The following is a 14,535-nucleotide window of genomic DNA, read 5'->3' on the forward strand; positions in this document are numbered from 1 at the left end:
GCAAGCCCGCGAAGAGGCCAGGACAGGAGAGCTTGGTCAGCGGACCAGGTGCAGGTACTGCATGTGCCGCTCATACTGGTCGAGGATGTCGTTGATGATCTGCTCCTTGCTGTAGCCCACCAGGTCATAATTCTGGCTGCCTTCGCTCAGGTGCACCTCCGCCCGGTAATAGCGGCGGTTCTTCAACTCCTGCGTACCCAGCCCCCCCAAGGCGAACGATGGTGTGAAATAGCCACGCATCTGCACCTGGTAAATGAACGGCTGTTCCTCGCCATGGCCAATCTTCAGGCTGACGTTGTCATGGCTAGGGTCGTCCTGGGTAATCAGTACCAGGCCTTTCTGCTCGAACACTTCACGCACATCGGCAATCGCCGGGCGCACCACATCATCCATGAAGCGGTACACCTCATCACGCGACGGGAAGTGCACCGCCTGGCTCAGGCGCTGGCGCCAGCCGCCACGACCGCGACGTGACTGGGCGAACGGGGCCAGCGAGTGCATCTGCGCTATCTGCCGCTGCGACTCCAGGTAGAACGCCTTGTGCAGCCCCCACATCATGCACAGCAGAATGAGCGAGAACGGCAGCGACGTCAGCACCACTGCCGACTTCAGCGAATCGATGCTGCCAGCGAACAACAGCGCACTGGTGATCAGTGCAGTCATCGCCCCCCAAAAGATACGCAGCCAGTTCGGCCCGTCTTCATCAGCGTCACCGCCCTTGGCCGACAAGGTCGACAGCACCACGGTGCCCGAGTCGGCCGAGGTGACGAAGAACACGAAGCTGATGAACACCGTGGTGGCGATCACTGCCTTGCTCCAGGGGTAGGTTTCCAGCAGCAGGTACAGGCTCATCGATGGGTTGTCCAACGCCGACTGACCCAGTGCGGTCATGCCGTGGTTGATCACCTGGTCCAGGGCGCTGTTGCCGAAGATCGACATCCACGCCAGGGTGAAGCCCAGCGGAATCAGCAGCACGCCAAAGACGAACTCGCGGATGGTACGGCCACGGGAGATGCGGGCGATGAACAGGCCCACGAACGGCGCCCAGGCAATCCACCAGGCCCAGTAGAACACGGTCCAGCCGCCCAGCCAGCCACGGTTTTCACCATAGGCATACACGTCGAAGCTCTTGCGCGGCAACGCACCCAGGTAGTCGCCCAGGTTCTGGATCAGCGTGTTGAACAGGTGCTGGGTAGGCCCGGCGAACAGCACGAACAGCAGCAGCGCACAGGCCAGGAACAGGTTGATGTCGCTCATCACCCGCACCCCCTTCTCCACCCCGGCCACGGCTACGGCCACAGCCGCGCCCATCATCAGGGTGATGAGGATCACCTGCACCCACTGGCTGTGGCTGATACCGAACAGGTAGTCCAGACCGGCGTTCAGATGCAGCACCCCAAAGCCCATGTCGGCGCCCAGGCCGAACACCGTGGCGATGATGCCGAAGCCATCCACCGCATAACCGATCGGGCCGTTGATGCGCTTGCCAATCAGCGGGTACAGCGCCGAACGCAGGGCCAGCGGCAGGTTGTGCCGGTAGGCGAAATAGGCCAATGCCATGCCGACGAAGGCGAACACCCCCCAGCCATGCAGGCCCCAGTGCAGGAACAGGATCTGCATCGCCTGGCGCCCGGCCTCGACCGTGCCGGCTTCGCCTTGCGGCGGTTGCAGCATGTGGGTCAGCGGTTCGGAGACACAGAAGAAGAACAGCGTGATGCTGATGCCGGCGGCGAACAGCATGCCGGCCCACGACAGGTAGCTGAACTCGGGTTCGTCGTGGTCGGCACCGAGTTTGATCTTGCCGTAGCCAGACAAGGCGGTGACCACCACGAAGACCAGGTACAGCGTCATCGCCAGCATGTAGTACCAGCCGACCGTGTTGGCCGCCCAGTTCTGCGCTGCCAGCAACCAGTCACCTGCGGCTTGCGGGTTGGAGATGACTACCAGGCCAAAGATGAGGATGAAACTCGCCGCAAAGTAGAACACCGGGGGGTTCATGCGGATCTTGCCATTGGCAAGGGAAGGGTTTGGTGCACTCATAGGGCGTGCACCTCGTCGAATGACGTGAGGTTCGGAATGAACGGGTTCAGCAAAGGAATCCTCCTGTTGAACACCGGCAGCGGACCAGCGTTTTTTCATTGAACAAGCGTTCAAGTTAAACATGGATCGGATTTCAATGCGAATTGGGGCGCTGATTGGTGTCGTCCTGCTCCGGCCTTTTCGCGGGTTAGCCCTCCCCTACATTGGTATGTTCTTTGTAGGAGCGGGCTTGCCCGCGAAGAGGCCAGCACAGGAAATTGCAATGCGGGATCAGTTCTTGTCCTGGCAATCCAGCTGCAGGTTGGCCTGAGTAATGTTGCTTTCAGCCGGCACACTGCGAGTCAGCCACACATTACCGCCAATGGTCGAACCCTTGCCGATGGTAATACGCCCCAGCACCGTGGCCCCGGCATAGATCACCACATCGTCCTCGACGATCGGGTGGCGTGGCAGGCCTTTATGCAGCGTACCCGACTCATCGCTGGGGAAACGCTTGGCGCCCAGGGTCACCGCCTGGTAGATGCGCACGCGCTCGCCGATGATCGCGGTTTCACCAATCACCACACCCGTACCGTGATCGATGAAGAAGCTCGGGCCGATCTGCGCCCCGGGGTGAATGTCGATACCGGTGGCCGAATGCGCCAGCTCCGAACTGATGCGCGCCAGCAGCGGCAGCCCAGCCTTGTACAGGTGGTGCGCCAGCCGGTGGTGGATAATCGCCAGGATGCCCGGGTAGCACAGCAGCACTTCATCGACGCTGCGTGCCGCCGGGTCGCCGTGGTAGGCGGCCAGCACATCGGTGTCGAGCAGAACGCGCAGTTCCGGCAGCGCAGCTGCAAAGCCCTGGATCAGGCTCAGCGCACGGGCGTCGACGCCCGCCAGCTCAGCCTTGCTCTGCCGTGCTGCGTAGCGAAGTTCAAGACGAGCCTGGGCCAGCAAGGCGGTCAGCGCGGCATCCAGGGTATGGCCGACGTAGAAGTCTTCACTTTCTTCGCGCAGGTCGACTGGCCCCAGGCGCATGGGGAACAGCGCCCCGCACAGTTGCTCCAGAATCTGCCGCATCGCTTCGCGCGACGGCAGCTCACGCCCGCCCTGCTCGCCAATACTGCGGCCATTGCGGGTGCGCCATTGCTCACGGGCTCCGCGCAGGCCAGTGACAATGCTCTGCAACTGCCAATGCGCGGATGAAGGTTGTTCGCTCACGGTGTTCTCCTGCCGTATAGGCCATCTGATTTTGTTGCCAGGCCCGCGAAAGGGCCTAACCTGCCTGCATGCAATCCACTTTACGGCAAATCCGAGGCTTGGAAAAAACAACGCTTTATTCCATCCTGCGCTAAGTCAGGCATAAGCCGCGATGACGGAGTGGGTATCGTCGCCTACCCTCAAAGCAGCCAGCACCTGGCAAAAATCAAAAAAGGGAATATTAAAGTGATTTTTTAGTATTTCCCGGCCTAATCAGCCAACCCTATAGTCGCCACCTCACTACCTAGACAACAAGCGCGGGGCTCTGCCATGTCGAAATTCGCCAAACCGCTACTCAACGCCAGCCTGGCCCTCCTGCTGGGTGCCGGCCTGCTCAGTCAGGCTTTCGCCGGCGAGCAATTGAAGACCATCCAGGAAAAAGGCGTCATCAACGTCGGCCTCGAGGGCACCTACCCGCCATTCAGCTTCCAGGACGAAAACGGCAAACTGACCGGCTTCGAAGTGGAGCTGTCCGAGCTGCTGGCCAAGGAGCTGGGGGTCAAGGCCAAGATCCAGCCGACCAAGTGGGACGGCATCCTCGCCGCGCTGGAATCCAAACGCCTGGATGTAGTGGTCAATCAGGTGACCATTTCCGAGGAGCGCAAGAAAAAGTACGACTTCTCCGAGCCCTACACTGTCTCCGGCATCCAGGCACTGATCCTGAAGAAGAAAGCCGAGCAGCTGAACATCAAGGGCGCACAGGACCTGGCCGGCAAAAAGGTCGGCGTAGGCCTTGGCACCAACTACGAGCAGTGGGTGAAAAAGGACGTGCCGCAAGCCGATGTGCGCACCTATGAAGATGACCCAAGCAAGTTCGCTGACCTGCGCAACGGCCGCATCGACGCCATCCTGATCGACCGCCTGGCCGCGCTGGAATACGCGCAGAAAGCCAAGGACACCCAACTTGCCGGCGATGCCTTCTCGCGCCTGGAAAGCGGCGTGGCCATGCGCAAAGGTGAGCCGGAACTGTTGGCAGCCATCAACAAGGCCATCGACAAGCTAAAAGCTGACGGCACGCTGGCCAAGCTGTCCGAGAAGTACTTCGGTGCCGATGTCACCAAATGATCGCTGAAAGCCTGCAACTCGTTGTCGACTCCGCGCCCTTCCTGCTGAAGGGCGCGGGTTATACGGTGCTGCTCAGTGTCGGCGGCATGTTCTTCGGTCTGGTGCTGGGCTTTGCCCTGGCGCTGATGCGGCTGTCGAAGATTCTGCCGCTGAACTGGCTGGCGCGGGTCTACGTGTCGTTCTTCCGCGGCACGCCGCTGCTGGTGCAGCTGTTCGTCATCTATTTCGGCATGCCGCAAATCGGCATCGAGCTCGACCCGATCCCCGCTTCGCTGATCGGCCTGTCGCTGAACATGGCGGCCTACATCTGCGAGATCCTGCGCGCAGCCATTTCCTCGATCGACCGTGGCCAGTGGGAAGCAGCCGCCAGCATCGGCATGACCCGCGTGCAAGCCATGCGCCGGGCGATCCTGCCACAGGCCTTGCGCACCGCGCTGCCACCGCTGGGCAACAGCTTCATCTCGCTGGTAAAGGACACTGCCCTGGCGGCGACCATCCAGGTGCCCGAGCTGTTCCGCCAAGCCCAGCTGATTACCGCGCGCACGTTCGAAGTGTTCACCATGTACGTGGCGGTCGCGGTCATCTACTGGGTGCTGTGCAGCATCCTTGCGCACTTCCAGAACCGCATGGAAGCGCGGGTCAACCAGCATGACCAGGAGCATTGAGCATGATTGAAGTCAAAGGCCTGACCAAGCGGTTCAAGGGCCAGACCGTGCTCAACGGTATCGACCTGACCGTGCAGCCCGGTGAAGTGGTGGCCATCATCGGCCCCAGTGGCTCGGGCAAAACCACCTTCCTGCGCTGCCTCAACCTGCTGGAAACCCCCGATGCCGGGCAGATCCAGATCGGCGCCATCAGTATCGATGCCAACCGCCCTTTGGGCGGGCAGCAGAGTGCGATTCGCCGTCTGCGCCAGCAGGCCGGGTTCGTGTTCCAGAACTTCAACCTGTTCCCCCACCGCACCGCCCTGGAGAACGTGATCGAGGGGCCGGTGATCGTCAAGAAGACGCCCCGCGAGCAGGCCATCGAGCTTGGCCGGCGCCTGCTGGCCAAAGTCGGCCTGGCGGGCAAGGAAGACGCCTACCCACGGCGCCTGTCCGGCGGCCAGCAGCAACGCGTGGCCATCGCCCGTGCCCTGGCCATGGAACCAGAGGTAATCCTGTTCGACGAACCGACCTCGGCGCTAGACCCGGAGCTGGTCGGTGAAGTGTTGGCGACCATCCGCGGCCTGGCCGAGGAAAAGCGCACCATGATCATCGTCACCCACGAGATGAGCTTTGCCCGGGACGTGGCGAACCGGGTGATCTTCTTCGACAAAGGCGTGATCGTGGAGCAAGGCGAGGCCAAGGCCCTGTTTGCAGCGCCGAAGGAAGAGCGTACGCGGCAGTTCTTGCGCAAGTTCCTCGGGACTGCGGCCTCCGAGTAAACCTGTTCCGGCCCCTTCGCGGGTAAACCCGCTCCTACAGTGCACAGATCTTGAGGCATGTGTGTAGGAGCGGGTTTACCCGCGAAGAGGCCGGCACCTCTGTAACCAATCCCCCTTCTATAAATATTCCAAAAAGTTAGTTCATAAAATTTTTATAAATCATTAGGGTATATATACCGGACCACCGGACCAGCACACGTCTGTCGCGATCAGCTGTAGCGACATAACTATTTTGTGAGGTCAGGAATGGTCAGGATCACAATCACCCCAGTGCGTAACGCCAGGGCATTGAGTGCAGCCAAGGAGCGGCACTGATGCCCAGCCAAGCCAACACCCAATTCCATAGCGATCTCGACAGCTCGCCCCCGCTGCTGCCGGCCAAGGTACTGCGCAACGACGCCGAAGCCCTGCAAGCGGCCCGCGAGCTGGCCGAGGTCGCCCGTGAGCAAGCTGCCCTGCGCGACCAGCAACGCAAACTGCCCTGGGCCGAAATCGAACTGTTTACCCGCAGCGGCCTGGGCAGCATCACCGTACCCAAGGCCTACGGTGGCCCCGACGTGTCGTTCGCAACCGTCGCCGAAGTGTTCCGACTGATCAGCGCCGCCGACCCCGCCCTGGGGCAGATCCCGCAGAACCAGTTCGGCATGCTGCAACTGCTGCGCCTGACGGCCAGCGAGGCGCAACAAGCGCTGATCTTCCGCAGCGTGCTCGACGGCTGGCGCATCGGCAATGCCGGGCCTGAACGTGGCACCAGGGATACCCTCACCCTCAAGGCCCGAATCACGCGCGCCGGCGACAGCTTCCGCATAAGTGGCGAGAAGTTCTACTCTACCGGTGCCTTGTTCGCCCATTGGGTGGCGGTAAAAGCCCTAGACGATGAAGGCCGCCAGCGCCTGGCATTCGTGCGCCGGGGAAGCCCGGGGTTGCGCATTGTCGATGACTGGTCCGGGTTCGGCCAGCGCACCACCGCCAGCGGTACCGTGCTGCTGGACCAGGTGCCGGTTGACGCGGAACTGGTGATCGACAACTGGCGCCAGCGCGATATCCCCAACATTCAGGGCGCCGCTTCGCAGCTGATCCAGGCGGCGATCGACGCCGGCATCGCCGAAGCGGCTATCGATGATGCGATCACGTTCGTGCGCGAAAAGTCCCGGCCGTGGATTGAAGCCAACGTCGACCGTGCCAGTGACGACCCTTATGTAATTGCCGACATCGGCCGCCTGAAACTCGAGCTGCACGCCGCCGAAGCGCTGCTGCGCAAAGCTGCTCGGGTACTCGACGAGGTCAATGCTGCGCCTATCGACGCAGCCAGCGCGGCACGTGCCTCGATTGCGGTGGCCGAGGCCAAGGTGCTGACCACCGAGATTGCCCTGCAGGCCAGCGAAAAGCTGTTCGAGCTGGCCGGCAGCCGCGCCACCCTTGCCGAGTTCAACCTCGACCGCCACTGGCGAAATGCCCGGGTGCACACCCTGCACGACCCGGTGCGCTGGAAGTACCACGCGGTGGGCGCTTACCACCTTAACGGCACCCTGCCTGCACGGCATTCCTGGATCTGATTTGCTGCCTTTGGGGCTGCTGCGCAGCCCTTCGCGGGCTTGCCCGCGAAGGGCCACAAAGCGGCCCCCGGAGAACTCCATGACAATCGCTATCATCACCAGCGACGCCCAAGCCCTGGCCGTCGCCGAAGACATCGCCCAGCAACTGCGCCGCGACAGCGCCCTGCGCGACCGCGAGCGCCGCCTGCCGCTCGCCGAACTCGAGCTGTTCACCCGCTCCGGCCTGTGGGCCATCAGCGTGCCCAAAACCTTCGGCGGTGCCGGCGTGTCCAACGTCACCCTGGCCAAGGTCATCGCCCGTATCGCGCAGGCCGACGGTTCGCTCGGGCAGATTCCGCAGAATCATTTCTACAGTCTGGAAGTGCTGCGGGTAAACGGCAGCCCCGAACAGCAACAGCGCCTGTACGCCGAGGTGCTGGCCGGCCGCCGTTTCGGCAATGCCCTGGCCGAGCTGGGCACCAAGACCGCCCACGAGCGCACCACCCGCCTGAGCAGTGACGGCGACGGTTTCCGCATCAACGGGCGCAAGTTCTATTCCACAGGCGCCATCTATGCCCAGCGCATTCCAACCTCGGTCGTGGATGAACAAGGCATACAACAGTTGGCGTTCGTCCCGGCCGACAGCCAGGGGCTGCAGGTGATCGACGACTGGAGCGGCTTCGGCCAGCGCACCACCGGCAGCGGTTCGGTGGTGTTCGATAACGTGTACGTCAGCGCAGCGGACGTGGTGCCGTTCCAGAGCGCCTTCGAGCGCCCCACCCCGGTTGGCCCGCTGGCGCAGATCCTCCATGCCGCCATCGACACCGGCATTGCCCGCGCCGCCTATGAAGACGCCCTGCACTTCGTGCGCACCCGCAGCCGTCCGTGGGTCGACTCCGGCCTGGACAAGGCCACGGATGACCCGCTGACGCTGAAAAGTTTCGGCCATCTGGCGATCCGCTTGCACGCGGCCGAAGCCCTGCTGGAGCGCGCAGGCGAATACCTCGACCGCGCCCGCGACGACAGCACTGCCGACAACGTGGCCGCCGCCTCCATTGCCGTGGCCGAAGCACGCGCCATCAGCACCGAAATTTCCCTCACCGCCGGTACCACCCTGTTCGAACTGGGCGGCAGCCAGGCAACATTGGTCGAACACAACCTCGACCGCCACTGGCGCAACGCTCGCGTGCACACCCTGCATGATCCGGTGCGCTGGAAGTACCACGCCATCGGCAACTACTACCTCAACGATGCCAACCCGCCACGCCGGGGGACCATCTGATGGCCAAGCAGATTCTGCTCAATGCCTTCAACATGAACTGCATCGGGCACATCAACCACGGTCTGTGGACCCACCCACGGGACACTTCAACCCAGTACAAGACCCTGGACTACTGGACCAACCTGGCACGCCTGCTGGAGCGCGGTCTGTTCGACGGGCTTTTCATTGCCGACATCGTCGGCACCTACGACATCTACGGCCAGTCACTGGACGTCACCCTCAAGGAGTCGATCCAGCTGCCAGTCAACGACCCGCTGCTGCTGGTGTCCGCCATGGCTGCGGTCACCCGTCACCTGGGTTTCGGCCTTACCGCCAACCTCACCTACGAGGCGCCGTACCTGTTCGCCCGGCGCCTTTCCACACTCGACCACCTGAGCAATGGCCGGGTGGGCTGGAACATTGTCACCGGCTACCTCGACAGCGCTGCCCGGGCCATGGGCCTGGCGCAGCAACCGGAGCATGATCGCCGCTACGACCAGGCCGATGAATACCTGCAGGTGTTGTACAAGCTGCTGGAAGGCAGCTGGGCCGATGACGCAGTGGTCGCCGACCGCGAGCATCGCGTCTATGCCACGCCCGACAAGGTGCGCAAGGTTCAGCACCAGGGCGAGTTCTACAAGGTCGAAGGCTACCACCTGTGCGAGCCCTCACCGCAGCGCACCCCGGTACTGTTCCAGGCCGGCAGCTCGCCGCGTGGCTTGGCCTTCGCCGGCAACCATGCCGAATGCGTGTTCATCAGTGGCCAGGACAAGGCAGCCACCCGCGCCCAGGTCGACAAGGTTCGCGCGGCCGCCCAGGCCGCCGGCCGCGACCCGCAGGCGGTCAAGGTGTTCATGGGCATCACGGTGATCGTTGCGGCCACCGAGCAACTGGCCCAGGCCAAACATGCCGAGTACCTGCGCCACGCCAGCGCCGAAGCGGGCGTCGCGCACTTCGCCGCGTCCACTGGCATCGACTTCGCCGCCTATGAATTGGACGAACCCATTGCCTTCAGCCAGGGCAACGCCATCCAGTCAGCCACGCGCCAGTTGCAAGACAACGCCTGGACTCGCCGGCGCCTGTTGCAACAGCACGCCCTGGGCGGCCGCTACGTAACCCTGGTCGGCGGGCCTGAACAGGTGGCCGAGCAGTTGATCGCGTGGATCGATGAAACCGGCCTGGACGGTTTCAACCTGACCCGCACCGTCACTCCGGAGAGCTTCGAGGACTTCATCGAGCTGGTCATCCCGCAACTTCAGCAGCGTGGCCGTTACAAGACGGCCTACACCGAAGGCACCCTGCGCGAAAAACTGTTCCAGGCCGACCACCCGCACTTACCCGCCGACCATCCTGGCTCGGCTTACCGCTTTACCCCTGCCCCGACTGGAGCCCTGCACCATGCTTGAGAAACTGTTCCGGCCCGTCGCGGCCATTGCCATCACCCTCGGCCTGTGCGCCGGTGCCCTTGCTGCCGAGCCGTTGAAGATCGGTACCACCTCGGCCTTTGCCATTCCGCTGGAAGCCGCGGTGGAAGAAGCCCACAAGCAAGGCCTGGAAGTGAAGCTGATCGAGTTCAGCGACTGGATTGCGCCCAATGTCAGCCTCAACAGCGGCGACATCGACGTGAACTACTTCCAGCACATCCCGTTCCTGGAAAACGCCAAGGCTGCTGCAGGCTTCAACCTTGTGCCTTACGCCCCGGGCATCATCAACAACGTTGGCCTGTACTCGAAAAAGTACAAAAGCTTTGCCGAGCTGCCTGAAGGCGCCAGCGTGGCCATCGCCAACGACCCGATCAACAGCGGCCGTGGCCTGCTGCTGCTGGCCAAGGCCGGGTTGATCACCCTGAAGCCCGGCGTGGGCTACAAGGCCACCGAGGCTGACATCCTCGCCAACCCTAAAAAGCTGAAGATCCTTCAGGTCGAGGCGGTGCAACTGGTACGCGCCTACGACGACGCCGACCTGGTGCAGGGTTACCCGGCCTACATCCGCCTGGCCAACACCTTCGATGCCACCTCGGCGTTGCTGTTCGACGGGCTGGAAAACAAGGAGTACGTGATCCAGTTCGTCATTCGCCCGCGAAGCAAGGACGATCCACGCCTGGCCAAGTTCGTCGACATCTACCAGCATTCGCCAGCGGTGCGCGCTGCGTTGAACAAAGCTCATGGCAAGCTCTACCAAGCCGGCTGGGAAGGCTGAAATGAGCCAGGCCAGCGCGCTCAGGGCGCCTACACCCCAAGCACTGCCGCCAATGGCCAGGGAACAGGCCCTGCGCCCCGAGGTCAATGAAGCCCACGTGCGCTTCATCGGCCTGGGCAAGACCTACCCGGGCCAGGCGCAACCGGCGTTGCAAGGCATCGACCTGAACATCCGCCATGGCGAGATCTTCGGCATCATCGGCCGCAGCGGCGCCGGTAAGTCATCACTGCTGCGCACCATCAACCGCCTGGAGCAACCCAGCCAGGGCCGCGTATTGATCGACCAGGTGGATATCGCGCCTTTCAATGAGGACCACCTTGTGGCCCTGCGCCGGCGCATCGGCATGATCTTCCAGCACTTCAACCTGATGTCGGCCAAGACCGTGTGGCAGAACGTGGAGTTGCCTTTGAAGGTCGCCGGCGTGCCCAGGGCCGAGCGCCAGCGCAGAGTGCGCGAATTGCTGGAACTGGTCGGCCTGCAGGAAAAACATCACGTGTACCCGGCGCAACTGTCCGGCGGGCAGAAACAGCGCGTAGGCATTGCCCGGGCACTGGTGCACAGCCCCGAGATCCTGCTGTGCGACGAGGCCACCTCGGCGCTGGACCCGGAAACCACCGCCTCGATTCTGGAACTGCTGCGCGATATCAACCAGCGCCTGGGCCTGACCATCGTGCTGATCACCCACGAAATGGCAGTGATTCGCGACATCTGTCACCGGGTAGTGGTGCTGGAACGCGGCGCAGTGGTCGAGCAGGGCGAGGTCTGGCGGGTGTTTGGTTCACCTCGTCACGAGGTTACCCGCACCCTGCTCGCCCCTTTGCAGGCCAAGCTACCCGCCGCACTGCAAGCCAGCCTCCAGGCCCGCCCGGCGAGCGGCAATAGCGCCGTAGTGCTGAAACTGACGGTGCTTGGCGAGCCAGAGCTGTCTGCCCTGTTCAACGACCTGGGCGGGCGTGTGCGTCTGCTGCAGGGCGGCGTGGAAACCATCGGCGAACATGCCTTGGGGCAACTCATCCTCTCGGTGCAACACTCGCCGCACGACACCCATCAATTGCTGGAACGTGCCCGCCGTTGGGCCGAGGACGTGGAGGTATTGGGCCATGTGGATTGATCGCCTGCTGGAAGGCTTGCTTGATACGCTGCTGATGGTTGGGGTTTCGTCACTGATCGCCCTGCTGGTGGGTGTACCCATGGCGGTGCTGCTGGTGACCAGCGACAAGGGCGGGATCTTCGAGGCGCGGCTGCTGAACCGGGTGCTGGGCGCCTTCGTCAACCTGTTCCGCTCGATTCCCTTTCTGATCCTGATGGTGGCGCTGATTCCATTCACCCGCCTGGTGGTGGGTACCACTTATGGTGTGTGGGCGGCCGTGGTGCCACTGACCATTGCCGCCACACCGTTCTTTGCGCGGATTGCCGAGGTCAGCCTGCGTGAGGTCGACCATGGTCTGGTGGAAGCCGCACAGGCCATGGGCTGCCGGCGCTGGCACATCGTCTGGCATGTACTGTTGCCCGAGGCGCTGCCGGGGATCGTCGGGGGCTTCACCATTACCTTGGTGACCTTGATCAACTCGTCGGCGATGGCCGGGGCGATTGGTGCCGGCGGGCTGGGGGATATCGCCTATCGGTATGGCTACCAGCGTTTCGACAGCCAGATCATGCTGACCGTGATCGCCATGCTGGTAGCGTTAGTGGCGTTGATCCAGCTGGGCGGGGACCGCCTGGCGAAGGGCTTGAACAAGCGCTGAAATCCTGGGCTGCTTTGCAGCCCGCTCTCAATCCCAGCGAAGAGCCTCAGCCGGTACTGGCCGCCCGAACCAGTACCCTTGACCCAACTGGCACTCCTCCTGCAGCAGGAAGCTGGCCTGTTCCGCCTGCTCGATGCCCTCGGCATGCACCTGCATCCCCATGCTACGGGCCAAGGCGATGATCACCCGCACAATGGCGATGTCGTCTTCATCCACTGGCAACCCAGCCACAAACCCTTGGTCGATTTTCAGCTTCTGCACCGGCAAACGCTTGAGCCGCAGCAGTGACGAATACCCGGTGCCAAAGTCGTCGATGGCCAGGGTCACCCCCAGTTCGCGCAAGCGGTGCAGTTGCTCCAGCGCCACCTCAGGGTCTTCCATCACCGCGCTTTCGGTCACTTCCAGCTCCAGCAAGGCCGGGGCGAGGCCGGTGTCGTGCAGCACTTCGGCTACCTGCCGATACAGCTCATGCTGGCCAAACAGGCGACTGGAGATGTTCACCCCCACAAATGCCAGCTGCCGGCCTTGAGCCTGCCACTGCACCATTTGCCGACAGGCCTGTTGCAGCACCCAGGTATCGATCTCGGCAATCAGGCCGGTGCGTTCGGCAATCGGGATGAACTCGCCCGGCGGTACCAGGCCGCGCCTGGGGTGCTGCCAGCGCACCAGCGTCTCGACCCCGACCTGTCGGCCTGATGCCAGGTCGTGTACCGGCTGGAAGTACACCCGCAGTTCATCCTGCTCCAGGGCCCGACGCAATTCAGCGGCGGTCTCGACCCGATGCTGGGCGTGGGCGGTCAGCTCTTCGGTGTACAGCGCATAGCAGGCCCGCCCGTTGCTTTTGGCCTTGTACAACGCCGAGTCGGCATTGCGCAGCAACTGCTCGGCACCCAAGGCATCGCTGGGGTAAAGGCTGATTCCGACGCTGGCGCTGATGAACAGACGATTGCCGTTGAACTGAAACGGCTCACGCATACGCTCGATGATGCACTGCGCCAGCTTGCCCGCCTGGCCGACCTGCTGGCAGTTCTCGACCAACACGCCGAATTCGTCGCCGCCCAGGCGCGCCAAGGTCACACCGTTACCCAACACCTCCCCCAGACGCTCGCCCACCAGCTTCAGCAATTGGTCGCCAATGGTATGGCCCAGGCCGTCGTTTATGCTCTGGAAGTGATCCAGGTCCAGCAGCAACAAGGCGCAACCGCGCTTGTTGGCCTGCGCCGCCGCCAATGCCTGCTCCACCCGGTCGGTAAACAGCAGGCGGTTGGGCAGGCCAGTCAGCGGGTCGTGGTGGGCCAGGTAGGCAAGCTCCTGCTCCGAATGCTTGATGGCGCTGATGTCACTGAACACCGCCACGTAATGGCTGAGCTCACCCTCGTCATCACGAATGGCGCAAATGGTCTGCCACTGCGGGTAGATCTCGCCGCTTTTGCGCCGATTCCAGATTTCACCGCTCCACTCGCCCTTCTCGGCCAGGGTGGCGAAAACCTCCTGGTAGAAGGCCAGGCCATGGTGGCCCGACTTGAACTTGCTCGGGCGCTGGCCGATAACCTCATCCTGCTGGTAGCCGGTGATGCGCATGAAGGCACGATTGACGTGCACGATCAGGCCTTGGCGGTCGGTCACCAGCACACCTTCGAGGGTACTGTCGAACACTGCGGCAGCCATGCGCAGCCGTTCACGGTCTTCACAACGCAAACGCGCGCCATGGCCGATGAAATTGAGCAGGCGCACGCGCGACACATAGATCAGCAAGGCACTGAGCAGCACCCAGACCACCACGTTGATCTGCCGCCCCACGGTCAGTGCCAAGGGATCGTCAGTCATGCTGTGCAGCATCACCTCCGCCAGCGCAAGCCAGAGGATCGAGAGCACCACATACAGCGCAGCCATGCGCAAGGCGTCGCGAACGGAAACAGACATGTCGGGTGGGAAAGGCCATCAAAAAGGAGTGGGCATTATAAAGGCTGAAACATGTCGTGACCTCCTATCTCAACGGTTGACTGGTTTTATTTCCCCGCC

General features: G+C 62.7%; 12 protein-coding genes. 9 read left to right on the plus strand and 3 right to left on the minus strand.

Features of this window, described 5'->3' with window-relative positions:
- Window positions 1-36: 36 nt before the first annotated feature.
- Both betT and epsC read right to left on the minus strand, forming a co-directional pair.
- The gene (gene betT / locus ACF8FB_RS22535; protein WP_010951610.1) at window positions 37-1,998 is read right to left on the minus strand and encodes a choline transporter BetT; all 1,962 of its coding nucleotides are present in this window, start codon (window positions 1,996-1,998) and stop codon (window positions 37-39) included.
- Window positions 1,999-2,310: 312 nt separating this feature from the next.
- The gene (epsC, locus tag ACF8FB_RS22540; protein WP_003255846.1) at window positions 2,311-3,243 is read right to left on the minus strand and encodes a serine O-acetyltransferase EpsC; all 933 of its coding nucleotides are present in this window, start codon (window positions 3,241-3,243) and stop codon (window positions 2,311-2,313) included.
- Between the two features lie 309 nt (window positions 3,244-3,552).
- Here epsC and tcyJ point away from each other — a divergent pair, with 309 nt between their 5' ends.
- The 9 genes from tcyJ to ACF8FB_RS22585 all read left to right on the plus strand — a co-directional run bounded on the left by tcyJ (window position 3,553) and on the right by ACF8FB_RS22585 (window position 12,513).
- On the plus strand, window positions 3,553-4,347 hold the full coding sequence (gene tcyJ / locus ACF8FB_RS22545; protein WP_014589324.1) for a cystine ABC transporter substrate-binding protein: 795 nt from the start codon (window positions 3,553-3,555) through the stop codon (window positions 4,345-4,347).
- Window positions 4,344-5,012, plus strand: a complete 669-nt coding sequence (gene tcyL / locus ACF8FB_RS22550; protein WP_003255849.1) for a cystine ABC transporter permease — start codon at window positions 4,344-4,346, stop codon at window positions 5,010-5,012. The genes tcyJ and tcyL overlap by 4 nt, the downstream gene beginning before the upstream one ends.
- Window positions 5,013-5,014: 2 nt before the next feature.
- Window positions 5,015-5,773 carry an L-cystine ABC transporter ATP-binding protein TcyN gene (gene tcyN / locus ACF8FB_RS22555; RefSeq protein WP_010951607.1) on the plus strand — a complete coding sequence of 253 codons (759 nt, stop codon included), beginning with the start codon at window positions 5,015-5,017 and terminating at the stop codon, window positions 5,771-5,773.
- Between the two features lie 314 nt (window positions 5,774-6,087).
- Window positions 6,088-7,329 (plus strand): SfnB family sulfur acquisition oxidoreductase, encoded by a 1,242-nt coding sequence (locus ACF8FB_RS22560; protein WP_392512046.1) that lies wholly within the window; start codon window positions 6,088-6,090, stop codon window positions 7,327-7,329.
- 79 nt (window positions 7,330-7,408) lie between these two features.
- Window positions 7,409-8,590, plus strand: coding sequence for an SfnB family sulfur acquisition oxidoreductase (locus tag ACF8FB_RS22565; RefSeq protein ID WP_392512048.1), 1,182 nt, complete (start codon window positions 7,409-7,411; stop codon window positions 8,588-8,590).
- Window positions 8,590-9,975: an LLM class flavin-dependent oxidoreductase gene (locus ACF8FB_RS22570; protein ID WP_392512049.1), complete on the plus strand. Its 1,386-nt coding sequence runs from the start codon at window positions 8,590-8,592 to the stop codon at window positions 9,973-9,975. The genes ACF8FB_RS22565 and ACF8FB_RS22570 overlap by 1 nt, the downstream gene beginning before the upstream one ends.
- Window positions 9,968-10,768, plus strand: coding sequence for a MetQ/NlpA family ABC transporter substrate-binding protein (locus tag ACF8FB_RS22575; RefSeq protein WP_392512051.1), 801 nt, complete (start codon window positions 9,968-9,970; stop codon window positions 10,766-10,768). Before ACF8FB_RS22570 ends, ACF8FB_RS22575 begins: the two co-directional genes overlap by 8 nt.
- Window position 10,769: 1 nt before the next feature.
- On the plus strand, window positions 10,770-11,879 hold the full coding sequence (locus ACF8FB_RS22580; protein WP_392512053.1) for a methionine ABC transporter ATP-binding protein: 1,110 nt from the start codon (window positions 10,770-10,772) through the stop codon (window positions 11,877-11,879).
- Window positions 11,869-12,513 carry a methionine ABC transporter permease gene (locus ACF8FB_RS22585; protein ID WP_010951601.1) on the plus strand — a complete coding sequence of 215 codons (645 nt, stop codon included), beginning with the start codon at window positions 11,869-11,871 and terminating at the stop codon, window positions 12,511-12,513. Before ACF8FB_RS22580 ends, ACF8FB_RS22585 begins: the two co-directional genes overlap by 11 nt.
- A gap of 27 nt (window positions 12,514-12,540) precedes the next feature.
- Here the strand turns inward: ACF8FB_RS22585 and dibA are convergent, their stop codons facing one another.
- Window positions 12,541-14,436, minus strand: coding sequence for a phosphodiesterase DibA (gene dibA, locus ACF8FB_RS22590; RefSeq protein ID WP_392512054.1), 1,896 nt, complete (start codon window positions 14,434-14,436; stop codon window positions 12,541-12,543).
- Window positions 14,437-14,535: the final 99 nt, after the last annotated feature.

Source organism: Pseudomonas sp. yb_2 (assembly GCF_043103905.1).
GTDB classification, from domain to species: Bacteria; Pseudomonadota; Gammaproteobacteria; order Pseudomonadales; family Pseudomonadaceae; genus Aquipseudomonas; species Aquipseudomonas alloputida.